This is a genomic window from Thalassococcus halodurans, from assembly GCF_900108225.1.
In the GTDB taxonomy this organism is placed as follows: domain Bacteria; phylum Pseudomonadota; class Alphaproteobacteria; order Rhodobacterales; family Rhodobacteraceae; genus Thalassococcus; species Thalassococcus halodurans.
The window spans coordinates 43,611-66,632 of record NZ_FNUZ01000008.1 but is presented as its reverse complement, the minus strand read 5'-3'; the positions used below and the strand labels follow the sequence as shown (position 1 = coordinate 66,632).

Annotated in this window: 25 protein-coding genes; 19 read left to right on the top strand and 6 right to left on the bottom strand. The window is 56.9% G+C overall.

Going from position 1 to position 23,022, the window contains the following annotated elements:
• The first annotated feature begins 84 nt into the window (after window positions 1-84).
• The 11 genes from C4S59_RS18370 to purU all read left to right on the top strand — a co-directional run bounded on the left by C4S59_RS18370 (window position 85) and on the right by purU (window position 10,905).
• The gene (locus C4S59_RS18370) at window positions 85-1,164 is read left to right on the top strand and encodes a fatty acid desaturase family protein (RefSeq protein WP_103911859.1); all 1,080 of its coding nucleotides are present in this window, start codon (window positions 85-87) and stop codon (window positions 1,162-1,164) included.
• A gap of 35 nt (window positions 1,165-1,199) precedes the next feature.
• A complete protein-coding gene (locus C4S59_RS18365; protein ID WP_103911858.1) occupies window positions 1,200-1,508 on the top strand; it encodes a MocE family 2Fe-2S type ferredoxin in 309 nt (102 codons plus the stop codon).
• A gap of 1 nt (window position 1,509) precedes the next feature.
• Complete coding sequence (locus C4S59_RS18360) at window positions 1,510-2,301, top strand: 3-methyl-2-oxobutanoate hydroxymethyltransferase (RefSeq protein WP_103911857.1); 792 nt, start codon at window positions 1,510-1,512, stop codon at window positions 2,299-2,301.
• Between the two features lie 60 nt (window positions 2,302-2,361).
• Window positions 2,362-3,390 (top strand): LacI family DNA-binding transcriptional regulator, encoded by a 1,029-nt coding sequence (locus tag C4S59_RS18355; protein ID WP_103911856.1) that lies wholly within the window; start codon window positions 2,362-2,364, stop codon window positions 3,388-3,390.
• A 141-nt stretch (window positions 3,391-3,531) separates the two neighbouring features.
• Window positions 3,532-4,347: a TIM barrel protein gene (locus C4S59_RS18350; RefSeq protein ID WP_103911855.1), complete on the top strand. Its 816-nt coding sequence runs from the start codon at window positions 3,532-3,534 to the stop codon at window positions 4,345-4,347.
• A gap of 86 nt (window positions 4,348-4,433) precedes the next feature.
• Window positions 4,434-5,378, top strand: coding sequence for a sugar ABC transporter substrate-binding protein (locus C4S59_RS18345; RefSeq protein ID WP_103911854.1), 945 nt, complete (start codon window positions 4,434-4,436; stop codon window positions 5,376-5,378).
• A 98-nt stretch (window positions 5,379-5,476) separates the two neighbouring features.
• Window positions 5,477-6,571 (top strand): ABC transporter permease, encoded by a 1,095-nt coding sequence (locus tag C4S59_RS18340; RefSeq protein ID WP_103911853.1) that lies wholly within the window; start codon window positions 5,477-5,479, stop codon window positions 6,569-6,571.
• A gap of 12 nt (window positions 6,572-6,583) precedes the next feature.
• Window positions 6,584-7,363, top strand: a complete 780-nt coding sequence (locus C4S59_RS18335) for an ATP-binding cassette domain-containing protein (RefSeq protein ID WP_103911852.1) — start codon at window positions 6,584-6,586, stop codon at window positions 7,361-7,363.
• 111 nt (window positions 7,364-7,474) lie between these two features.
• Window positions 7,475-8,467 carry an inositol 2-dehydrogenase gene (gene iolG / locus C4S59_RS18330; RefSeq protein ID WP_103911851.1) on the top strand — a complete coding sequence of 331 codons (993 nt, stop codon included), beginning with the start codon at window positions 7,475-7,477 and terminating at the stop codon, window positions 8,465-8,467.
• A 344-nt stretch (window positions 8,468-8,811) separates the two neighbouring features.
• Complete coding sequence (locus tag C4S59_RS18320; protein WP_103911850.1) at window positions 8,812-10,005, top strand: NAD(P)/FAD-dependent oxidoreductase; 1,194 nt, start codon at window positions 8,812-8,814, stop codon at window positions 10,003-10,005.
• A 15-nt stretch (window positions 10,006-10,020) separates the two neighbouring features.
• Complete coding sequence (gene purU, locus C4S59_RS18315) at window positions 10,021-10,905, top strand: formyltetrahydrofolate deformylase (protein ID WP_103911849.1); 885 nt, start codon at window positions 10,021-10,023, stop codon at window positions 10,903-10,905.
• A gap of 41 nt (window positions 10,906-10,946) precedes the next feature.
• Here purU and C4S59_RS18310 read toward each other — a convergent pair whose 3' ends face one another.
• From C4S59_RS18310 to C4S59_RS18290, 6 genes are all read right to left on the bottom strand, one after another.
• A complete protein-coding gene (locus tag C4S59_RS18310) occupies window positions 10,947-11,480 on the bottom strand; it encodes a DUF1007 family protein (protein ID WP_103911848.1) in 534 nt (177 codons plus the stop codon).
• Window positions 11,477-12,574, bottom strand: a complete 1,098-nt coding sequence (locus C4S59_RS18305) for a DUF3500 domain-containing protein (protein WP_103911847.1) — start codon at window positions 12,572-12,574, stop codon at window positions 11,477-11,479. The genes C4S59_RS18310 and C4S59_RS18305 overlap by 4 nt, the downstream gene beginning before the upstream one ends.
• 22 nt (window positions 12,575-12,596) lie before the next feature.
• On the bottom strand, window positions 12,597-12,731 hold the full coding sequence (locus C4S59_RS19875) for a hypothetical protein (protein WP_268810638.1): 135 nt from the start codon (window positions 12,729-12,731) through the stop codon (window positions 12,597-12,599).
• A gap of 11 nt (window positions 12,732-12,742) precedes the next feature.
• Complete coding sequence (locus C4S59_RS18300) at window positions 12,743-12,964, bottom strand: hypothetical protein (RefSeq protein ID WP_103911846.1); 222 nt, start codon at window positions 12,962-12,964, stop codon at window positions 12,743-12,745.
• Between the two features lie 100 nt (window positions 12,965-13,064).
• Entirely contained in the window at window positions 13,065-14,396 is a 1,332-nt protein-coding gene (locus C4S59_RS18295) for a sensor histidine kinase (RefSeq protein ID WP_103911845.1), read from the bottom strand.
• Window positions 14,377-15,057 (bottom strand): response regulator transcription factor, encoded by a 681-nt coding sequence (locus C4S59_RS18290; protein ID WP_103911844.1) that lies wholly within the window; start codon window positions 15,055-15,057, stop codon window positions 14,377-14,379. The genes C4S59_RS18295 and C4S59_RS18290 overlap by 20 nt, the downstream gene beginning before the upstream one ends.
• A 353-nt stretch (window positions 15,058-15,410) precedes the next feature.
• Here C4S59_RS18290 and C4S59_RS18285 point away from each other — a divergent pair, with 353 nt between their 5' ends.
• From C4S59_RS18285 to C4S59_RS18250, 8 genes are all read left to right on the top strand, one after another.
• On the top strand, window positions 15,411-15,935 hold the full coding sequence (locus C4S59_RS18285) for a tetratricopeptide repeat protein (RefSeq protein ID WP_103911886.1): 525 nt from the start codon (window positions 15,411-15,413) through the stop codon (window positions 15,933-15,935).
• A 10-nt stretch (window positions 15,936-15,945) separates the two neighbouring features.
• A complete protein-coding gene (locus tag C4S59_RS18280) occupies window positions 15,946-16,416 on the top strand; it encodes a prepilin peptidase (RefSeq protein ID WP_160006953.1) in 471 nt (156 codons plus the stop codon).
• A 93-nt stretch (window positions 16,417-16,509) separates the two neighbouring features.
• The gene (locus C4S59_RS18275; protein WP_103911842.1) at window positions 16,510-18,183 is read left to right on the top strand and encodes a TadE/TadG family type IV pilus assembly protein; all 1,674 of its coding nucleotides are present in this window, start codon (window positions 16,510-16,512) and stop codon (window positions 18,181-18,183) included.
• A 323-nt stretch (window positions 18,184-18,506) separates the two neighbouring features.
• A complete protein-coding gene (locus tag C4S59_RS18270; RefSeq protein WP_103911841.1) occupies window positions 18,507-18,821 on the top strand; it encodes a Flp family type IVb pilin in 315 nt (104 codons plus the stop codon).
• Window positions 18,822-19,028: 207 nt separating this feature from the next.
• The gene (gene cpaB / locus C4S59_RS18265; protein WP_103911840.1) at window positions 19,029-20,153 is read left to right on the top strand and encodes a Flp pilus assembly protein CpaB; all 1,125 of its coding nucleotides are present in this window, start codon (window positions 19,029-19,031) and stop codon (window positions 20,151-20,153) included.
• Window positions 20,154-20,174: 21 nt separating this feature from the next.
• Window positions 20,175-21,623 carry a type II and III secretion system protein family protein gene (locus tag C4S59_RS18260; protein WP_103911839.1) on the top strand — a complete coding sequence of 483 codons (1,449 nt, stop codon included), beginning with the start codon at window positions 20,175-20,177 and terminating at the stop codon, window positions 21,621-21,623.
• A 292-nt stretch (window positions 21,624-21,915) separates the two neighbouring features.
• On the top strand, window positions 21,916-22,386 hold the full coding sequence (locus tag C4S59_RS18255; RefSeq protein WP_103911838.1) for a TadE/TadG family type IV pilus assembly protein: 471 nt from the start codon (window positions 21,916-21,918) through the stop codon (window positions 22,384-22,386).
• Window positions 22,380-23,012, top strand: coding sequence for a TadE/TadG family type IV pilus assembly protein (locus C4S59_RS18250; RefSeq protein WP_103911837.1), 633 nt, complete (start codon window positions 22,380-22,382; stop codon window positions 23,010-23,012). The genes C4S59_RS18255 and C4S59_RS18250 overlap by 7 nt, the downstream gene beginning before the upstream one ends.
• Window positions 23,013-23,022 lie beyond the last annotated feature (10 nt).

Here is a 23,022-nt window from a genome sequence, read left to right as displayed (position 1 = left end):
GTTTTGATGTGATCGCAAGCGAGTTTTCTTCGGTTCGCGCGGTGCTTCCCATAATCTCTCGCAAACGCTTGAGGGGAGGGACCTATGGGAAAGCGCGATTATTCGATGTTGGGCCCGGATGCGGCCCGCGCAGTTGAGACCGGTCTTGCTGCGGCCGAGTGGTATCATACCGACATTTCCCGGAAAGAGATGAAGGCCTTGATGAAGCGGTCTGATGGTCCGGCCATCCGGGACACCATTATCCTGTTCACTGCCATGGTGGTTTTGGCCGCTATCGGGATCGCGCTGTGGCCGTCATGGTGGTCTGCGCCGTTCTGGCTGGCTTACGGCGTTCTTTATGCCTCTGCGATGGATTCCCGCTGGCATGAATGCAGCCACGGCACCGCCTTTAAAACGCGGCAATACAATGACTGGCTTTACCAGATCGCGAGCTTCTGCATGGTGCGGAACCCGGTGACCTGGCGGTGGAGCCATACGCGCCACCACACTGACACGATCATCGTGGGGCGTGATCCTGAAATCGCGATCATGCGTCCTGTGGAATTTGCCCGCGTCATCGCCAATTTTTTTGGTCTTCTGGATGCACCGGCAGGCTGGGCGCGTATGCTTTATAACGCATCGGGCCGCATTCATCCCGAAGAGGCCACCTATATTCCCGAGCAGGAACAGCCCAAGGTGATCCGTGTCGCGCGTGTCTGGGTGCTGATCTATGCGGCGACGATTGGCTTGGCGGTCTGGATGGGATCGATCCTGCCCTTGATGGTGATCGGCCTGCCGCGGTTCTATGGGGCGTGGCACCATGTGATGACGGGGCTGCTGCAACACGGTGGTCTGGCGGACAACGTGATCGACCACCGTCTGAACAGCCGCACGGTTTATATGAACCCGATTTCGCGCTTCATTTACTGGAACATGAACTACCATGTGGAACACCACATGTTCCCCATGGTGCCGTACCATCAGCTGCCCGCGCTGCACGAGGCGATCAAACACGATCTGCCTGCGCCGAACAGGTCGATTGCCGAGGGATTTGCCGAAATGTGGCCCGCGCTTAAGCGCCAGTTGGCGAACGAGGATTACTTCCTGAAGCGCGATCTGCCCGGCACGGCAAAAGCCTATCGCGAAGACTTTCACAGTGCTGCCTTGGGCGCCGCTGCGGAATAATCGACACACCCACGCATAACGAAGGAAACAGGACCATGCCCTGGATTGATGCCTGCGCGACAAGCGACATCGAAGAAGAAGACCTGATCCGCTTTGATCACGGCGATCGCACCTATGCGATTTATCACTCTCCTGACGGCGACTTCTTTTGCACCGACGGCAAATGCACCCACGAAGACGTGCATTTGGAAAACGGTCTGGTGATGGAGTACGAAATCGAGTGCCCTAAGCATAATGCGACATTCGATTACCGCACGGGCGAAGCCCTGCGTGCGCCGGCTTGCGTCAACCTGAACACCTACAAGGTGAAGGTTGAAGGCGACCGTGTGATGATCGAGGTCTGAGATGCGCAGCACACGACCCACCGTCGCTGATATCCGCGCGCTTAAGGGCGAGCGGACGCTGACAATGTTGTACGTAGAGACGCCAGAGGAGGCGGAAGCCGCTGCCGAGGCTGGCATCGATATGCTGTCGGTCATTGATCCCCTCTGGACCCCTGCCATGCGCGAAGCGGCGGGGGATTGCTTTGTTCAGGTGGGGCTACTCTACGGAAAGCTTGTCACCGCCGAGGACTATCTGCGCGCGGCCCATCGCGCCATGCAGGACGGGGGTGACTGCGTTTATTGCGCGTCGTCCCTGAACACGATCAAGGCGCTGGCCGACGACGGCATTCCCGTGGTCAGCCACGTTGGTCTGATCCCGTCCAAGGCAACGTGGACCGGCGGGTTCAAAGCGGTCGGCAAAACCTCTGATAGCGCGCTGCGCATCTGGCAACATGTCCGCGCACTTGAAAGGGTAGGGGCCTTCGGGGCCGAGCTTGAAGTCGTGCCGGATCGTGTGGCCGCCGAGATCAGCAAACGCACGCCTTTGATCATGCTGGGCATGGGGGCGGGCTCGGGTGCGGATGCGCAGTATCTGTTTGCCGAAGACGTGCTGGGATGCACCCGTGGGCACAAGCCCCGCCATGCGAAAACTTACCGCGACTTTGCAGCCGAATATGAACGTCTGCACAAAGAACGCGTCAGCGCCTTTGGCGAATTTCGGGCCGATGTTGAGCGCGGCGCTTACCCCGCGCCCGAACATTCCGTTGCGATCAAGGATGATGAATTCGTCTCATTCATGGCAGGTTTGAAATAGTTGCCAGACGGCGTGGCATGATCTAAGTCTTTATGACGTTTTTCCGTCATCGAGGTGATTATGGCACGCCGCCCCACAACTCAGGATGTCGCCCGCGAAGCGGGGGTCAGCGTTACTACAGTGGACCGCGCCTTGAACGGTCGTGCCAAGGTCCGCGAAGAAACCATGCGCAAAATCGCGCAGGCGGCGCATAAGGTCGGCTACCATGCGCGGGGTCTGATCGAACAGAACATCGACGCCGCTGTGCCGGAAATGACCTTCGGTTTTGTCTTCATCAAAAAGGGGCAAGAGTTCTATCAGAACTTTGCCCGCGAAGCTGAACGTGCCGTGGCGGCGCGAACCGACATACGGGGCAGGGCGGTGATCCGCTATGCCCCATCCCAAAGCCCCGAGGATTTTGCCAAGGCGCTGGAAAGCCTGTCGCACTGCGATGCGATCGCGGCCACAGCCATCAACCACCATCTGCTGGCCGAGGTCGTGTCCGATCTGAAGGCGCGCGGCGTGCCGGTGTTTTCGGTGCTTAACGATTTTGCCCAAGGCGTGCGCCGCAACTACATCGGTTTGAACAATATGAAAATCGGCCGCATCGCGGCTTGGACCATCAGCAAAACGGTGCCGCAACCCGGCAAGCTTGCGATCTTTGTGGGGGGCAACCGCTGGCACGGCCACGACCTGCGTGAGGTCGGGTTCAGATCTTATCTGCGGGAAAACGCACCGGCCTTTTCCGTGCTGGATACTCTGGTCAACCTCGAGACGCGTCAGCTGACCTACGAGGCGACGCTTGATCTGGTGCGCAGGCATCCGGACCTGAAAGGTATCTACGTGGGTGGCGGTGGCATGGAGGGCGCGATTGCCGCCCTACGAGAGGTGCACGCATCGCCCCGCGTGGCGCTGGTCGTGAATGAGGTGACCAAGGAAAGCGCGGCGGCGCTGCGCGAAGGTTATGTGCTGATGGCGATCACCACACCGCTGCGTACACTATGCGATGATCTGGTCGGCCATATGGTGCGGTCCGTCCGCGAAGGTGACGACGGGATCGCCGGACAGCATTTTCTAGAGCCTCACATCGTACTTCCTGAAATGTTATGATGACGTAAAAACGTCACAATGCATGCGCAGAAAAACGTCATTTTTGGCGGGAAATGAAGCCCGATGAATTGACGGAATCGGGCAACTAACGCAGCGTCCCCCCAACATCGTCGGTGCCAAAGCATCGATAAGGGAGGGAAAATGCATACTGCGCTGAACCAGATGACGGTCCGTCATCTAGACTTTACGACATTTCTGGATTTGGCGCGCGACCTTGGGTGCATTGGCGTCGAAGTACGCAATGATCTGGGGCGTCCATTGTTCGACGGCATCCCCGCAGAGGTCGCCGGCAAAATGGTCCGTGACCGTGGCCTGCGCATCCTTGGCATGAGCGAAGTCTACGCCTTCAACAGCTGGGATGACAACATTCGGGCCAAGGTGGAAACCATCATTGCTGCAGCCAAGGCATCGGACGCTGAAACCATCAGCCTGATCCCCCGCAACGACGGCACTCAGGTCGGCAATGGCGAACGGCAGGCCAACCTGCGCATCGCGCTGAAAGAAGTCCTTCCGATGCTGGAAGAGGCCGACATGATCGCCTTGGTCGAACCGTTAGGGTTCGGGCGGTCGTCGCTGCGATCCAAGACCGAACTTGTCGAAGTGATCGAAGCGCTGGATGCCACGGGCCGCTACAAACTGGTCCACGACACGTTCCATCACACGCTGGCAGACGGCGGGCCGATGTTCCCTGAACACACTGGCATCGTCCACATCTCGGGCGTCGTCGATCCTGCGCTGCGGGTTGACCAGATGGAGGATGAGCACCGCGTTCTGGTCGATGACCGCGACTGTCTGGGCAACATCGAACAAATCCGCGCCCTTCTGAAGGCCGGATACAAAGGGGCCATTTCGTATGAATGCTTTGCCCCCGAAATTCACGCGCTGAAAGAACCCTTTGCGGATCTGAAAGCATCTTTCGAATTCATTGCCTCAGAGCTTCAGGCGCAGCCCGCCTGAGCATGAGGAGTGATTGGCCCTTAACGACCACTTGGGGGCTTCCGGATGGGAATGGCGTGCCGGACGCCGATAATGGGAGGAAACTCATGAAAAAGACTTTGATCGCCGCGGGCTTCGCATCGCTGATGTCGACAACGGCCATGGCCGAAACGATCGGCGTATCCATGGCACTGTTCGACGACAACTTTCTGACAGTTCTGCGCAACGGTATTCAGGAACTGGCTGATGGCATGGAAGGTGTCGATGTCCAGATCGAAGACGCACAGAACGACGTTGCCAAGCAGCTTGACCAGATCAACAACTTTGCTGCCTCTGGTGTAGATGCCATCATCGTGAACCCGGTTGATACCTCAGCAACCGAAGCGATGACCAAAGCCGCCGCCGATGCCGGTGTTCCGCTGGTTTACGTCAACCGCCAGCCCATCAATGTCGACACCCTCCCCGACAATCAGGCGTTTGTTGCATCCAATGAAATCGAATCCGGCACGCTGGAAACATTCGAAGTCTGCAAGATGCTGCGCGCCATGGGCAAAGGCGGCGGCGCCAAGGCCTATGTGATGATGGGCGAGCTGTCCAACCAGGCGGCTGTTCAGCGGACCAAAGACGTCGAAGACATCCTTGGCATCGACATGTGTAACTTCATCACGGTTGTTGACCAGCAGACAGCAAACTGGTCCCGCGACGAAGCGCAGGATCTGATGACCAACTGGCTGTCCACCGGCGAAGAGTTTGACGCGGTAATCGCCAACAACGACGAAATGGCGATTGGTGCCATTCAGGCGATGAAAGCTCAGGGTCTGGATATGGCGGAAATCGTGGTCGGCGGCGTTGACGCAACACAGGACGCGCTGGCAGCGATGCAGGCGGGCGATCTGGACGTCACCGTGTTCCAGAACGCAGCAGGGCAGGGCGGTGGCGCCCTTGACGCAGCACTGCGTCTGTCCCGTGGCGAAGATGTGGATCAGAAGGTCTACATCCCCTTCGAACTGGTCACACCGGCCAACGTTGACGAATACACGTCCAAGAACTGATCCGGTTCCAGACGCAATTCGGGGGGCGGTGCTTTTGGGCTCCGCCCGCCTTCTTTCCTAGGTGAAACATCAGGAAAGCCAAAAAGAGAGGGGAAAGGATGTCCGAGACGTCCCATGGTATCGGCGGTTTGTCGTTCGACGCAAAGAAACGCGCCTGGCCGAACGAGATGAACGTATTCATCGCCTTGATTGCGATCATCGTGATCTTCGAAATTCTGGGGCAGGTGTTGCCCTATATGAAGGGTCAAAGCCTTCTGTTCGACTTCAACACCAACCGCGATGGTACCATCCTGAACATGGTCCGCCTGAAGATCATCATCCTTCAGGTGTCGATCATCGGCATCATCGCCATCGGGTCCACGCAGGTCATTATCTCGGGCGGGATCGACCTGTCTCCGGGGTCTATCGTCGGTTTGACAGCGATGGTCGCCATGAGCTTTGCGCAAACCGCTTTGGTCAATGGCAATCCGAACCCCAAAGCGATCTTTGGTGAAGCATGGATGGACCTGCCGGTTATCGTTCCGATTGTTGTCGCCATAGCCGTCGGCACATTTGCCGGATTGGTGAACGGGCTTTTGGTGGCCTACACCCGCATTCCGCCGTTCATCGCCACTTTGGGCATGATGGTTGCGGCACGTGGTGCGGCCAAGTGGTGGTCCAAGGGTCAGCCGATTTCTTTCCCGACCGAACCCTTCGGCGCGATTGGTAACGGCATGTCCGGTTGGTCGCCTGTGGTGATCTTTATCGGTCTGGCGATCCTGTTCCACTTCATCCTGAAATACACCGTCTACGGCAAACACACCTATGCCATCGGATCGAACGAAGACGCGGCGCGGATGTCGGGGATCAAGGTCGACCGTCACAAGGTACTGGTCTACACCATTGCCGGTATTCTGGCGGGTCTGTCCGCGCTGGTGCTGGCGTCGAAAAACCTGACCGCTCAGGCGGGAATGGGCGTGATGTACGAACTGGACGCGATTGCCATGACAGTTATCGGCGGCGTCAGCCTTGCCGGTGGTCGCGGGTCGATCGTGGGCACGGTTCTGGGTGCGCTGATCTTTGGCGTCATTATCTCGGGTTTCACCTATCTGCGCCTCGACGCCTACTATCAGGAAATGGTCAAAGGCATCATCATCGTCGCCGCCGTGGTACTGGACCAATGGCGCCGTCAACGCGCAGCAGCGCGGGCATAAGGAGCGATCTTCATGACAAACGATATCATTCTGGAAACCCGCAATCTGACCAAACACTACGGTGGCGTGCATGCCTTGCAGGGGGCAAACTTTACCCTGCGCAAAGGCGAACACGTGGCGATCATGGGGGACAACGGTGCAGGCAAATCCACCTTTGTCCGCCAGATCACCGGGGTTGAACAACGCACACGGGGCGACGTGATCTTTGACGGCAAGCCGGTGTTTTTCGAAAACCCGATGGACGCGCGCAATGCAGGGATTGAAACGGTGTTCCAGACCTTGGCTTTGGCCGATCAGCTGGACGTTCCCGACAACCTGTTTCTGGGGCGCGAACTGGTTAAGTTCAAATTCGGGCCGTTTTCGATCCTTGACTACAAGGCGATGCGCGAACGCACGATGGGGGCGCTGGAAAAAACGGGCGTTAAAATCCCGAACATTCGCGGCACCATCGAACGGATGTCAGGCGGTCAGCGCCAGTGTGTGGCGATTGCCCGCACAGCAACGTTCCACAGCAAACTGACCATCATGGACGAACCCACGGCGGCGCTTGGGGTGCAGGAAACGGCGCAGGTCGAAAACATCATCCGCACGCTGAAAGAAGCCGGCGAGCCACTGATCCTGATCTCGCACAACATGCGTCAGGTGATGGATCTGTGTGACCGGATCGTGGTGTTCCGCCGTGGCCGTATCTGCGCCAACCTTGATATCAAGAACAACGATATCACGGGCGAAGACGTGGTGGCCTACATCACAGGTGCCAAAACACAGCCCGAATATGCGGACGCCGCATAAGGTCCGCCTCAGGCTGACCACCCACAAACAACTTTTGCAACATCGTCGCAGGGTCACACCCTGCGGCGCACAGGCGGGCTTTGCCCGTCTAAACGACCTATGAGGTAAAACATGACAGTCAGATTTGGTGTTCTAGGGGCAGGGCGGATCGGTCAGGTCCACGCCAAGGCCATCACCACCGTTCCGGGCGCCGCTCTGGTTGCCGTCGCCGACGCGATCGAGGCCGCCGCACAAAAGCTGAGCGATGCCTACGGCTGCGATATCCGCAGCATCGATGATATCCGGACCGCCGATGATATCGACGCAGTGATCATCTGTACGCCCACCGACACCCACGCCGACCTGATCGAGGATTTCGTTCGCGCCGGTAAGGCCGTGTTCTGTGAAAAGCCGGTCGATTTGGACGTGGCCCGCGCCCGTCAGGTGATCGACACGGTCAAGGCGGAAAACGGGACGCTGATGGTGGGCTTCCAGCGTCGGTTTGACCCTGACTTTACCGCGCTGAAAGCGGCGATTGATGATGGCCGCATCGGTGATGTCGAGATGGTTACCCTGACATCCCGCGACCCGGGTGCGCCGCCGCCTGCCTACATCCAAAGCTCGGGCGGGATTTTCCGCGATATGACGATCCACGATTTCGACGTGGCCCGTTGGCTTTTGGGTGAGGAGGTTGAAACCGTCATGGCGCAGGCCTCGGTTCTGACTGACCCCGAGATTGAAAAGCTGGGCGACTATGACAGCGTGAACGTCATCCTGCGCACAGCGTCCGGCAAGCAGTGCACCATCACCAACACCCGCCGCGCCACCTATGGCTATGACCAGAGGATCGAGGTGCATGGATCCAAGGGCTCGGTATCGGCGATGAACCACCGCGAGGCCAACATCGAGCTGGCCAATGGAGACGGCTATACCAAACCGCCGCTGCTGAACTTCTTCATGAGCCGCTACACCGCTGCCTACGCGAACGAAATCGCGGCCTTTGTGGACGCGGTGGAAAACGGTCGCCCGACGCCGACCACCGGCCTTGATGGTCTACGGGCGCTGGAGCTGGCGGATGCGGCGCTTCAGTCTGCAAAAACCGGTCAGGCGGTCACTCTGGCCTGATCCGGCAGATAAATACACGCCGGGCGGTGGATCATTGCCCGGCAAGTGCCTATTGTTGCCAAAGGTTCCCATAACACCCGAGATGAAGCCAATGCGAAACGCCTTCGACGTAAAGCATCCATTTTTCAGGCCATTGTGGCGCAGGATCGTCGTTGTAACCGGTTGCATTGCGTGGGCATTGGTAGAACTACTCAGCACGGGATCACCTTTTTGGGCGATCCTTTTCGGGGCTGCCGGACTGTGGTGCGCCTATCAGTTTTTCGTCGTGTTCGACCCCGCTGACTATGCGGATGATACAGGCGAAACAGACCCGAAATAACGTCTGAAGTCTAAGGAAAGACACTGTGACACGTTACGTCATTATTGGCGCTGGCGAAGCCGGCGCCCGTGCTGCGCTTGACCTAAAGGACAAGGGACAAGTGACCCTGATCGGGGCAGAGCCGCATCTGCCCTACGAACGCCCGCCTATGTCCAAGCCAGAGGGTGAGGACGTCGTTCTGAAACCGATCTGCGCGGCCTCTGCGATGGATCATGTGACATATCTTCAGGGCGTGTCGGCCACGGCCATCGACCGTCAGGACAACGTGGTGCGTCTGTCTGACGGGACGGATGTTGCCTACGACAAACTGCTGCTGGCCACTGGATCGACGCCGCGCGCGCTGCCCTGCGAAGGCGGTAAACACGCGCTGCCGATGCGCACGTTCGAAGACGCCAAGACGATCTTTGACCGCGCGGCTTCCGCCAATCGTGTCGTCGTCATCGGTGCGGGGCTGATCGGCCTCGAACTCGCCGCTGTGCTGCGCACCAAAGGTGTGGAAGTGACTGTGCTAGAGGCTGGCCCGCGTGCCTTGGGTCGCGCGTTGTCGCCTGCCTTGGCAGACCATATCGTTGCGCGTCATCAGGCCGAAGGTGTCGACCTGCGCTTTGACGTGCGCATTTCGCACCTGACCGAAAATGCCGTTCATCTGACGGATGGCGTCGCGATTGAAGCTGGGGTCATTGTTGCCGCAATCGGCGTGATCCCGAACACACAACTGGCCGAAGATGCGGGTCTGACCTGTGCCAATGGCATCGTTGTCGGTCCTGACCTGCAGACAAAAGACCCGTCGATTTTTGCGGCAGGCGACTGTGCATCGCTGGACCATCCCGAGTTTGGGCAAACACGGTTCGAGGCATGGCGCGTTGCCGTCGAAATGGGCGCGGCTGCGGCCAAGGCGATGGCGGGCGAAGATGTGACCTTTGCCCCGACGCCATGGTTCTGGTCGGATCAATACGATCTGGGTCTGCAAATGGCAGGCTTTCATAATCCGCAAAACCGCTGCGTGACGCGGCAGGCGGGCGATGCCTATCTGGAATTTGAACTGGACGCCAAAGGCCGCCTTGTTGCCGCCGCCGGCATCGCGACAGGCAACACCATTGCCAAAGACATCAAGCTGGCGGAACGCATGATCAATGCGCGCCAGTGCCCCGATCCCGACCGGCTGGCCGACCCCGCCGATCCCCTGAAAAAACTGATGCGCGACGCGGTTGCGCTGTAACCTGAGGACCCACCTGTGACCAAATACGTTCTGACCGTCACCTGTAATTCCACCCGCGGGATCGTTGCAGCGATCTCGGGCTTTCTGACCGATCACGGCTGCAACATCACCGATAGCGCCCAGTTCGACGACCCAGAAACGGGCAAGTTCTTTATGCGCGTCAGTTTCGTATCCGAAGAGGGCGCGACGCTGGATGCGCTTCAGGCCGATTTCACGCCTGTCGCTTCGCCTTTCGGCATGGACTATGCGTTCCACGACGAAGCGGTGAAGATGAAGGTCGTGATCATGGTGTCGCGCTTTGGCCACTGCCTGAACGATCTGCTGTATCGCTGGCGCATTGGTGCCCTGCCGATTGATATCGTTGCGGTCATCTCGAACCACACCGAATATCAGAAGGTCGTCGAAAACCACGATCTGCCGTTCCACCACATCCCCGTGACCAAGGAAAACAAACCTGTGGCCGAGGGCGAGATCATGGACGTGGTGCGCGACACCGGTGCCGAACTGATCGTGCTGGCGCGGTACATGCAGATCCTGTCGGATGAGATGTGCCAGAAGATGTCGGGCCGGATCATCAACATCCACCATTCCTTCTTGCCGTCGTTCAAGGGCGCGAACCCCTACAAGCAGGCGTTCCAGCGTGGTGTGAAACTGATCGGTGCGACAGCGCATTACGTGACCGCCGATCTGGACGAAGGCCCGATCATCGAACAGGACATCGTGCGCATCACCCACGCGCAAAGCGCGGCGGATTACGTGTCGCTGGGCCGTGATGTCGAAGCACAGGTATTCGCCCGCGCAATCCACGCGCACATCCACCACCGGGTATTCCAGAACGGGAACAAGACCATCGTCTTCCCGGCCAGCCCCGGTGGCTTTGCGTCCGAGCGTATGGGCTAACGATTTGCCCCCGGCCTCCACATCGGACGCCGGGGGTTTTCTTATAAACCGGCCAGAGTGACGGTGATTTCCGTGTCACTGATCCGGTCGATGCTCGGCTGTTGATCCATCGGGAAATCCGCTGGGTTCAGCCAAGGTTGCACGAACCAGTCATGTGAAATCGCGTCATAGCCGATAGCGAACTGAACGGGCGTTTCCGTGGTCAGGTTTGCATCCGTGCTGGCCGCGATGATGATCTGGCCACCACCGGCCGCCATCGTCTCTCGGTCCGGCACACTTGCGTTGATCTGATCCCAAACCTGCGTGGTTGTGCCGTCTTTCAGAATGGCAGTTTGCAGGACGTCGTTCGCGAAGTGGTTGGCTTCGGTATCAGAGACTGTTCCGTCCTGATCGCGATCAATCATGTCGAAGATATCCGCGCCCGACACGTAGGACGGCACGATAGTGATCGCCATATCCACATGATCCGGCGCGACGGTCAGCGCCACTTGTTGGTCGACATCCTTATGGGGATGGGCGGCCAGTGGGGCAGCGGCCAAGGCGGCGATGGTGGTCAGGATAACGATGCGTTTCATTGGCCCGCCAACCATGCTGCGCCGTAGTCATTGGTCGGATCGCGATACATGTTGTGCGCGTGGTCCGTCGGGTCGCCATCAAGGTCCTGCGGCGCGTATTCCAGAATAAGGTTGGGACCCGTGATCCGGAAATAGGCCGCGCCCATCGGTGCCTCGGGGCCCCACCAACCAAAGTACGTGTCGTCCAGCGCCGCGCGGATCGGCGCCATGTTGGCGGCAAAATCATCGTCATTGATAAAGCCCAATCGTGCCGCGATCACATCCAGCAACAGCGCCTGCTGCGCGTCGGACAGATCGCTGCCCTTGATGCCTTCATTGGCTGGAACCACGCCGTTTTCACCCGGGCCAGTCAAAAGCTGGATCGCTTTGCTGCCGCGAATGGCGGTGGTCAGCTGGTCGTCGCTCAGGCTGTCCATCAAGGTCGCCGCTGCGGTCAGTTCCTTTTCGGTGATGAACACCTGATCGCCGTCATAGTCGATCTTCAAAGGCTCACCCCCCGTCAGCATGGGCGAGAACGCGGCATCGTCGCCATAGAACGTCACGTTGATCGCCAGATGGTGCCCACCGAATTGCAGCATCCACGGCTGGGTTTCAGACGGGGTGCCGACAAAGGACAGAAAATAATATTCGTCACCAAACAACGCCCGCCCGCTTGTTCCGCGATCCAGCGTTTCTTCAGCGGCAAGCTGGTACTTGATGTTGTTGTAACCGTCCGCGCTCATGACCTCGGCCAACAGGGCGTCCATCGCGGCGTTCTGATCATCGGTCAGATTGCCCCGCATGACACCGCCCCGCTGTACGGGACCGGTGGGAAAATTCGACCAGTTGGCACGCTGTGTGTTGTCGGTCAGATCGTAAACGGTCAGGGCGCGTTCTTCGTCGCTTAGCGTGGCTAGAAACGCATTTGCAGCGGCGACGATGGCCTGTGTCTTGGCATCGGTTGCCGCGTCTTCAAAGCTGTCGCTGACGGCAATGTCGACGGCGGGTGTTTGCAGGCTGCCTTGGGCAAACCCCATCGAGCCAAGCGCGTTGTAGCCTGCAGTGGCGGCACCCAAAACAGCAAGGGCGGTGCCCCCCAAAACAGTGCGGTTCATATCAGTGGTCCTTTAGTGAAATCTAGGTGATCGGGGCGGCCTGTGTGGCCGTCCCCGTGCCGATGGTTTGGTCGCTGTGCGCCGTGACCAAGGCCAGGGCGATCAATGTCAGCATGACCGCGCCAAATCCGGCTGGTATCAGCGTGCTTTCCGTCATCGGTCCGCTGGTTATGCAGGTTGCGCTTCTGCGGTGGCGTCCGTGTCGACCGGCTGCTCTTCTGTGTCGCGGCTCTGGCTCCAGACGCGGGCGGCGACACCGCCGGTGACCAGCGCGGCCAGACCGATAGACAGGCCAAGGATGGTCAGGCCGAACAGCGCGATGACAGGCGTCAGGACCAGCGCCACCAAAGCGCCGCCGACCAGTTTCAGGGTGTCTTGGAAATTCTTCATTTTACGTGCCTTTCGCATCAAGTGATGAGACACATGTGAGCCGCCGGATTTACGCCTGCTTGGCGCTAAACTTACACTTTTGTCAGTTTGGGATTGTGCGTTATTTCGCAGGCCAGACCATGCGCACGAACAGGCCATGATCGCCAGTATCAGGCTCTGATAAACGCAATTCGGCCTTGTGGCGCTGCGCAATCGTCCGCGCCAGCGCAAGGCCAAGACCCGCGCCTTCGGTACTGCGGCTGCGATCCAGCCGGTACATCGGTTTCACCACGTTATCGCGCTGGTCTTCGGGAACGCCGGGGCCAGTGTCGGCCAGCCCGAAAACTCCCTTTCGCACGACGATTGTCAGCGCCGTTCCCTTGGGCGTATGGCGCAGGGCGTTCTGGATCAGGTTGGTCAGGAACTGGCCCAGCAGCACCGGATCACCGTTTAGCGTCGCGTCCGAGATGTCGGTCGTCAGGCTACGACCGCTGTCTTCAATCACAGGGCCATAGGTTTCTGCAATGTCATTGGCCAAGGCGGCCAGATCGACAGGTTCAAACCGCCGCTCCAACGCGCCGCTTTCCAGTTTGGACAGGCGCAGGAAGGCATCAAAAATGGCGATGGCCTTGTCCACCTCTTCCAGCGCCGCGCCGATTTCCTCTTCACGGTCGCCGTCTGACATCAACGCGCTTTCCAGACGTATGCGCAGACGGGTGAGGGGGGTTTTCAGATCATGCGCGATGCTGGCCGAAAAACCCTTTGCCTGATCCAGCGCGGCGGCAATCCGGCCGATAGCGTCGTTAACCTGATGGCCAAGCTGATCAAGGTCATCGCGGTCCTGATCCTGTGCAACGCGCGCGGACAGATCGCCACTGGCGGCGCGGTCTAGAACGGCGGTGACCCTGGATAACCGCAACTGCGTGCGCCACCCCAGAAACAGACCGACCGCCAAAGCCACCAAAAGCGTGATCCAGCCGATGCTGACCAGCGCTTCCATCAGGACGTCATCAAAGATCGACAGCTCGCCCACGTTCTGACCGACGATCAGCCAGCCATCCCCCGCAGGGCCTCCCAGAAACAGCCAGGGTTCGTCCGGGTATCTACCGCGAAACAGGCGGTCCGGTGCCAGATCATCATCCAGAAAGGTGCCGCGCCTGCCAAAAAGCGGAGAGTCCTTTTCATCGGGGGCCAGATAGATCACCTGTTCCAGCCCGACGTATTGCGGTGCGTTGGTGTCGAATGTGCCGTTGGCGATGTCGGCACGGATCATTTCGAACCGTGCTTCCAGCCGGTTGTCGACACGCCGGTCAATGGCGTCGCGCATTTCGAAAACGGCATAAACAGCAGAGCCGATGACCGCGATCCAGAACAGCGCTGTCAGCAACAGCGCCTGCCGCAACGCCGACATACGCCACAGCCGTTTGGGTAGGCTAAGAAGCGTCGACAACATAGCCGGCCCCGCGAATGGTGCGGATGAACGTATCGCCAAAGGGTTTTTCGATCTTCGACCGCAGGCGGCTCATGTGCGTTTCAACGACGCTGGTGGTCGGGTCAAAGTTCATATCCCAGACCTTTTCCAACAGCATGTTGCGGGTCTGGATACGGCCCTTGGCCCGCATCAGCGCCTCAAGCAGGCGGAATTCCTTGCCGTTCAGTTCAATGGGCTGGCCACGACGGGTGCAGGTCTGTTTCAGCAGATCCAGCGTCACATCGCCGACCGTCAGCTTGGTCACCTCCGGCGTCGCGCTGGGGGTCGCACGGCGGCCAAGGGCGGCAACGCGTGCCTCAAGTTCAGTCATGGCAAAGGGTTTCGATAGGTAATCATCCGCGCCCGATTGCAGCCCTTCAACGCGATCATCGATATCGGAAAGCGCCGTCAGGAAAATCACGGGCGTGGTGTTCTGCGCGGCGCGGATGGCTTTCAGAACGGACAGGCCATCAAGTTCGGGCACCATGCGATCAAGGATCAACACATCAAAGTCGCGCGTCGTGGCTGCGACCAGCGCGTCTTTGCCATTGGTGACCAAATCCACCGTATGGCCCGCGCGGGTCAATCCGTCGCGCACCCATTCCCCGATGTCCTTGTCGTCTTCCAGCACCAAAAGCTTCATGGGGTTATCCTATCGACCTCACTGCCATTTTGACCAGCAGGGTTCTGCCGCCAGACCGTTAGATATGCGCCGAAACCCGTCACCCGGTTTCCCGTAGCTTAAATCTTTGTAAGGTTGGCTGAGTTGCTAGGCTATGAAATCGGTCTTCATTAAGTCATCGCTTGCGGTCGCCAGAGCTCTTAGCAACCGCGTTGTTCTAATGCTCTCAATTTACCCAAGTGTATCAAAATGATCGCATCTGCTGTCCGGCATGTGTTTTTGGGTCTTCAAATGACCTCTTGGTTGTGCGATTTGTGTCAGGACTAAGAAATTTGATCGTTTTAATTCAGGCGTTTTGCCAGTTTGAGGTTCACATGCTTAGATACGTGACCGCTGCAGTAATTACTTTGACCCTAACGGGTTGCGAAGCCGTGCCGATCGGAGAGTTTTCTGCGTTCTCCAACAGTGCAGCGTCGGCTAGCGACACTTCCAATCGTGAATATTACAAAAGCGATGACCCGATTATCGTAGGTCAGCTTCTGTTCAAGGACCAAGCCTATGGCCGGTCCTACAACAAGTTCAAAGCCGCGCTGAACGCGACACCGGAAGATCCGGTTGCGCTTCTGGGGTTTGCTGCGTCTGCAGACATGCTTGGTCGCTTTGACCAGTCGAACCCGGCCTACGCCAAGCTGCGCCGGATTATCGGAAACCGGATCGAGTATCACAACAACCGCGGTTATTCGCTGTTGCTTCAGGGTGATCTGATCGGTGCGCGTTCGCATTTCCTGAAAGCGTATGAAATCGATCCGTCGAACGAATGGGCAGCTAACAACCTCGAGTTGCTGCGTAACTCGGTCAACTATCCGCGTCGTGCGTCCGGCGATCTGAAATCTTTGTGATCTGCCGCCCGTGCTGAATAGTCTTTCCGCGCTGGTTATCATCAGCGTTGTCGCTGTTTTGGTATGGGTTGTGCGGATCGATTACAGATCGCTTCGGATTCCCAATAAGATGGTTTTGCTGCTTTTGGCGCAATACTTTGTCTGGGCATCTCTGACGGGTTTTGCGACCATCATCGGCGATTTGGTCGCAGGAACCGTTCTCTTTCTTATAGCTCTTATTTCATGGCTTTTCAGAATGATGGGGGCTGGGGACGTCAAGCTTTATGTCGCTTTGGGGATGTTCATTGGATTTGATCACTTGTCTCTTTATGTCGTTCTTCTGTTTTTGATTTCGGTGGTTTTTGTTGTACTTATTCGACTGAGCAAGTTTGTTAACTTGGGTCCTCGTATGAATGAGATCAGGACAAGCGGGAAAGCCCCTTATGCGGTTCCTATGTGCTTTGCGGCTATTCCGGCGATCCTTGTTCGGACTTTTGCCTAAGCTTGCAATTTAACATGACCTATGGGACGATTTTGCAGGGTTGACTAAATTTTACACCCTTCGATTTGTTAAACTTTGATTTGAGGTGGTGGGATGAAACGCTTGTTTCGCTCGGAAAAAGGTTACGTTCTGGTTTTTTCCCTACTGGTGTTGCCAGTGTTCGTGGGCTTCGGGCTTTTGATTATCGATGCTGGTCGCGGGAACAACGCGCATGGCGATCTTCAAGCCGCTGTAGACTCAGTTGCACTTGCTGGTGCGCGGGAACTTGATGGGGGATACAATGCCATCGCCCGTGCCAAAGTTGCGATGGGCCGGGTCGAGAATACTGTAGGGATGTTGTCGCCTAGTGGCGGAAACGCCGACCGGCTGATCTACCAAGATGCAACAGGCAATGAATACAAGGTTATCTTCCTGACAGAAATTCCGGACAGCGACTCCACTCTGATCGATACTGAGTGGGTGACCGCCAATCAAACGACAGATGATGCTGACGCGCAGTATGTTTATGTGCGCGGTCAGTCCCGTGATCTTCTAACGACCTTCTTCAATCCGGTGAACTACCTAAGGGAGTCGGTGCCCATTGCTGCTGTTGCGGTTGCCAAAAGCGTGGCGGCAGCCTGCGATATCACTCCGCTCTATATCTGTAATCCGTTCGAATATGACGCCAGCGGCAACTATGTCGGCGACCAGCTCCAGCAAGAATTCAACGCAGGCAGCCTGCATGGTCGCATGATCCGCCTTCATCCGCCGGGCAACGAGACCGAGGCTCCTGGCAACTTCGGGTTCCTGAGGGTTGATAAGCCAGGCACGAAAGAGTTGAACGATTATTTTGCCGGTGCTCGGACCGCGGCATGCTATTCGTCCGAGCGTGTGCAAACCCAGACGGGCGCTGCGACGTCGCTGCAAGCTGGGATTAACACGCGCTTTGATATTTATGAAGGCAACTACGCGAACTCCTCTGATTTTGAGCCGCTGCCGGCGGAGAATGTTCGCAAGGGGGCAATTCCGAAAGCTCCCGGCAACGGCAACGGCAACGGCGCGATCGATCATTGCGTCAAAACCGTCGCACCAACTGGAAATGCACCCCACGTAAGTTTGGGGGATGACCATGTGTATGACATTGCGACCGGCACGTGGAACTATAATGGAGAAGATGACTTCGCCTACGGCTTCCCTGATAACACCACAATGTCGACCCCAGTGCGTGGTGGATTGGGCGCGTCGATTGGAGGGAGTTCGGATTGGGATATTAACCGGTATTTCCAAGTCAACTACGGCGCGGATACATCTGAAGAATCCCCACCGGCCGGTACCGCGCATCCTCGAAATGTCACCACCTCGTTCCCTGGCCTGACACCGTCACGGTACGATGTATATCGTGCGGAGATTGAGAATAACTGGCATCTTTTGCAAGCTCCGGGTGGGACCGACGCAGATGGTAATCCGGTTCTGGGTGAATATGGTTCGGCTCAGTGTGGCGAAGAGATGGGCCGCACTGCACTCCCAACAACTGGTGAGAATCCCAATCCAGACCGTCGCATCATTATGGGCGCTGTAATTGACTGCGGCGAGCAGGAGTCAGAAGGGGGCGGTACGAACTCATATACGGTGAATTCCTATGTGTCGATGTTCCTGACGCGTCCGGTTTTCCCGTATCGGTCTGGCGGCGATTTGACGATTGATGTCGAGATTGTCGATGTCACCGGACCCGGCGGGAACGGCACGTTGGATGAGTTTATTCGCGCCGAAGCGATTCTGGTTCGATAATAACATCATTAAATCAGTATGTTTGCCTGCGAATCGCATGCCGAATCGCGGCAAAAGCTGGGCAGGCATACAACCCGAAGTTTAATTGATTTTTTTGGAAAATTCTTAAGGCGTGTGTTGTGATTGGATAATATCCGTTTTTTCAAATGATTGTGCTCAAAAAGCTTACGAATTGGTAAAAAAATCTAAGATGATTTTGACTCGTGGTATCTTTGTGGCAAAAGTATGAACCGTTAGATCACTGAATATATCTTAAGTTTTTGACCAATTAAAAAAGCTGCCGGATTTCAGTGTGAGTTTTTGACAAGCATTTGGAGCTTAAAATGTACAAGATCGCACTAAACTATATTTTCAATGTCAAGCGTCGCCTCGTCCGCGAAGAAGATGGTCTGGCTTTGACCGAATACCTGATCCTCTTGGCCCTCTTGACTGGTGCAGTCGTTGGATCTGTCCTTGCTTTCGGTGACACATTGGACGCGGGTTGGAGTACATGGTCCACTTGGCTGGAAGGCCTGCCTGAGCCGGATCCGATCGTGGACGGTGGCGGCACCACTGATGGTGGCACCACTGATGGTGGTACCACTGATGGCGGCACCACTGATGGCGGCACAACCGATGGCGGCACCACTGCTGGGTAACTCCAAGCCGTTGGATCGAATGGCTTGATAAAAAAGCTACAAATGATCCAACCTTATCGGTTGGGTCATTTTTTTTGCATTTGGAATATGTTAACTAACTATGGACACGCGCAGAACATACGTTTGCCAGATTTCCAGAGGCGGCGGGGTTGGGTCCAAATTCGGGCCTTTGTGTCACTAAATGTTTGAATTTGAAGGAATGTTATAATGCGATTTTCGACGATTCTCAGTTTGTTGATCGCACTTCTACTTGCTGGTGCGGCGGTAATTGGGACGCGCACTTACCTGTCGTCCGAGCGTCAGGACCTATTGGCGTCTTTCCAGCAACAGGCGGCCGAGCAGGCTGCCGCGGCAGCTGCGGCTGCTGCAGAAGCGGCGGCGAAGGCTGAACAGGAACCTAAAGAGACAATTGTTGTTGCGGCAGAAGCGATCCAGTTCGGTGAATTGATTTCGAAATCCACCGTCCGTGAAATCGAGTGGTCCGCTTCGGTTCGTCCCGAAGGGAGTTACCGCACAATCGAAGACCTTGTCGTTGGAGAAGGCGAGCAAGAGGCGCGCTATGCCCTGACGACGGTCGCGGTCGGCGAGCCGATTTTGAAAACCAAGGTGACCGAACCCGGTCAGCGGGCGAAACTTTCGACGGCCCTGATGCCGGGCATGAAAGCGGTTTCTATCCGTGTGAACGATGTTTTGGGTGTGGCCGGTTTCGTTTTGCCTGGCGACCGTGTGGACGTCATGCTGACGCGCAGCAATGTGGTCGACGTTTTGCTTCAGGGCGTCAAAGTCCTTGCGATCGACCAAATCGCCGATCAACGTCAGGATAATCCCAGTGTTGTGCGTACGGTGACATTCGAAGTGAGCACTCTGGAGGCACAGAAGCTGGTTCTTGGTGGAACCGTCGGTACATTGTCTTTGGCCCTTCGTAACGTTGCCTCGACCGATATCGAACCCAACGAACGCGTCACGATTAACGATCTGAACGAACTGGACGTGGCCGAAGATATTCTTAAGGCGAACGCGGCCAAGCAAGCCGCCGAACCGGACCCCACGCTGACGCGTATTGAAGGCATCGAACAAATGGTGCGTGAACTTTCCACCGGTGTTTCCGAAAAGCTGGAAGGCGTCGAAGCCAAGCTGGAACAAGAACCGGTCATTCAGGAAGTCGTGGTCGAAAAGATCGTCCAAGTGGCACCGCCAGTTCCTGTTCGTAGCACTGTCGGTGTGATCCGGAACGGCCAGAGAAATGAATACAAAGTTGATAAATCTGAAGAAGACGGAGGGGCCGAAGAAGCCTCTTTGGACCAAGAAATTGAAGTTCAAGTAAGCCAGTAGGCATTTGAAATAGGTGGAACAATGATAAAAACACAAGGGGCAGAGGCAGCATTGGTTCCCGGTGTGCCCATCATCAGGCAAAATCTATGGACAGCGCTTTGTCTGGCCTTCTTTGCACTTTTCACGACAACCTTGGTGCACGCGCAAGAGCGTAGCATCATTGTTGATGATGGGATCGTGTCGAAGATCCAGATGAACCCGCGCACGACAATTACTGTCATCACAAACCAGCCGTTTGCGGACATTCTGATCGGGAATACAGACCTGATCGACGTGTTCCCGCTGACGGACACGTCGCTTTATATTCAGGCCAAAGGTACGGGTCTGACAAACGTGACTTTGTACAACATAGACAAGCGCTTGATCGAAGTTATTGATGTACGGGTACGCAGCGATTTCTCGGAACTGGAAGGCACTCTGCGTCGCGCGGTTCCTAGCGCGAATGTGTCGGTAACCAACGTCAATGACCGCATCCGCCTGTCTGGTTCGGTCAAAGACAACAAAGACCTGCAAACAGTTCTTGAGATCGCGCAGAAGTTCTCGGCCGAGCCGGTGATCAACTCTGTGCGCGTCGAGTCACCTCAGCAGGTTGAACTGGATGTTCGCATTCTGGAAGTCGAACGCAATTCGGGCCGGGCCCTTGGTGTCGGTTTGGCTGGCTCTGATGGCGAAGGTTTTGTGTTTGAGACGGGCCGTGGTGGATCGTCTAGCACTGGATTGCCATTTGGGTCGTTCATCGGTGAATTGCTGACAGTCGGCGGCGTCGAAATCGATTTCATTATCAACGCGTTGGAAGACAAAGGTCTGGCGCGTCGTCTGGCGAACCCGAAGTTGGTCACAACCAGCGGGGTTGAAGCGAACTTCGTCGTCGGTGGTGAGGTTCCGATCGGACGCACTGTGATCGCCGACAACGGCTCTGCGGCCAGTGAAACAGCCTATCGTGAATACGGTGTGAAACTTAATTTCGTGCCCACCGTTCTGGACGATGGTCTGATCCGCCTGCGGGTCACGCCGGAAGTCTCGGACGTGGACTTCTCGAACACCGTCAACGGCAATCCGTCCTTCTTTACTCGCCGCGCAGATACAACTGTGTCGCTGCGGGATGGGCAAAGCTTCTCGATCGCGGGCCTTTTGCAGACAGATAACGCGCGCAATATCGAACAGCTTCCGTGGCTGGGTCAGTTGCCGGTTCTGGGTGCGCTGTTCCGTTCGACCGAGTTCCAGAAAAGCGAAACCGATCTGGTGATCCTTGTGACACCGCGTCTGGTGTCGCCGGTTGGTCCGGACACGAAACTGGCGTCGCCGCTGGATAACACACGGTCATCTAACGACGTCGAGCTGTTCCTGTATGGCATGCTCGAAGTTGATCGCCCGCTGCTGCGCAAGTTCCGCGAAGGCGAAGGCGTTGTAGGTCCCTATGGTCACATAATTGAATTGGATTTTGATGATGCCATTATCAACAAGAAGTAAGCTTTCGACACTGGCAGTCGTTGCGGCATTCCTTCTGGGTGGATGCGGCGATTATCTGAGCAATCGTGACCGGATTTCCGTTTACTCCGGGGATTCCACGGCCGCAAATACCGCGATTCAAACAATCGATCCGTGGCCGCCGTCGTCTTACGACACGGACATTCCAGGCGGACGTTAAACAAAGTGCGCCGCCCGCATTTTCGGGCGGCGTCGTGACCCTGTGATTTGGTGGAATTTTCCCCGCCAAATGAGCGTTTGAATAAGTTTTTTAGAGTGAAGGGACAGGTGCAGAATGATGCGCTGGTTTCGACAATTTGCAAAAGATGAACGGGGCGTCGTGTTGATCGAAACACTTCTGGCGATCCCTGTGCTGACCTTGCTTGCTCTGGGAATTCTGGAGTTCGGCAACATGATGTGGCAGCGCCAGCAGCTGCAATCGGGCGTCAAGGATGCAGCCCGTTACTGGGCGCGCTGCCGTCCGCTTACGGCCGATGAAACGGCGTTCATGCCCTGCGATATCGGCACCGCGCGTTTGATTGCCTTTACCGGTCACCCCGCTGGAGGATCTGCGCGTGTTCCAGGTTGGGATGACGCGTCCGAGCTGACGATCTCACCCGAAAGCCCACCGACCGTTCCGGATGACACATCCTTGGTCACAGTCACAGGTACGGTCGTCTATAATCCGTCGCCTTTCTTTGGCGCGTTCTACCGTGCGCCGATCACCATGAGTTACTGGTACCAGACGAGGTATCTGGGATGGTAAATGTCAGCCGCACAATCCGCCGCCTTCTGGATGGTGAAGACGGTGTCACCTTGGTTGAGGCTCTGATGGTGATGCCAATCGTTTTGATTGCGATTACAACAATGGTCGAACTGGGTGTGGCCGTGTTTTACTGGAACCAGACCGTCAAGGCGGTTCAGATCGGCGCGCGTCATGCGTCTGTGTCTTCACCAATGATGACAATGGAGACGTACGACACCTTTATGGAGGCCGAGCTATCCACTTTGGAAGAAGGTGTCGCCCTTCCCAACAACCGGATTTCCACAAGCTGCGGGCAGGGGTCGGCGCCGTGCGATGGCGTGGCGATGAACAGGTTGTTGACCGGTGGTGACGGTATCTGCGGTCGCAGGTCGCCCCGTATCGGGGTGTGCGATGTCGCGCCCTGGATCGATGCCGACAACATCCTGATCACCTACACGCGGTCTGGTTTGGGGTATGTCGGGCGCCCCTATGGTCAGGTCAGCACGATCACAGTCGAAACCGTCGATCTGACCTTCGACTTTATGATCCTTGATAGCCTTTTGCCGGTGCTTGGCACCATCGCCATGCCACCGAACAGTGTCAGCGTAACCAGCGAAGATCTGAGCAGTTGTAATACGCGGTGTTGAAAAGAAAATG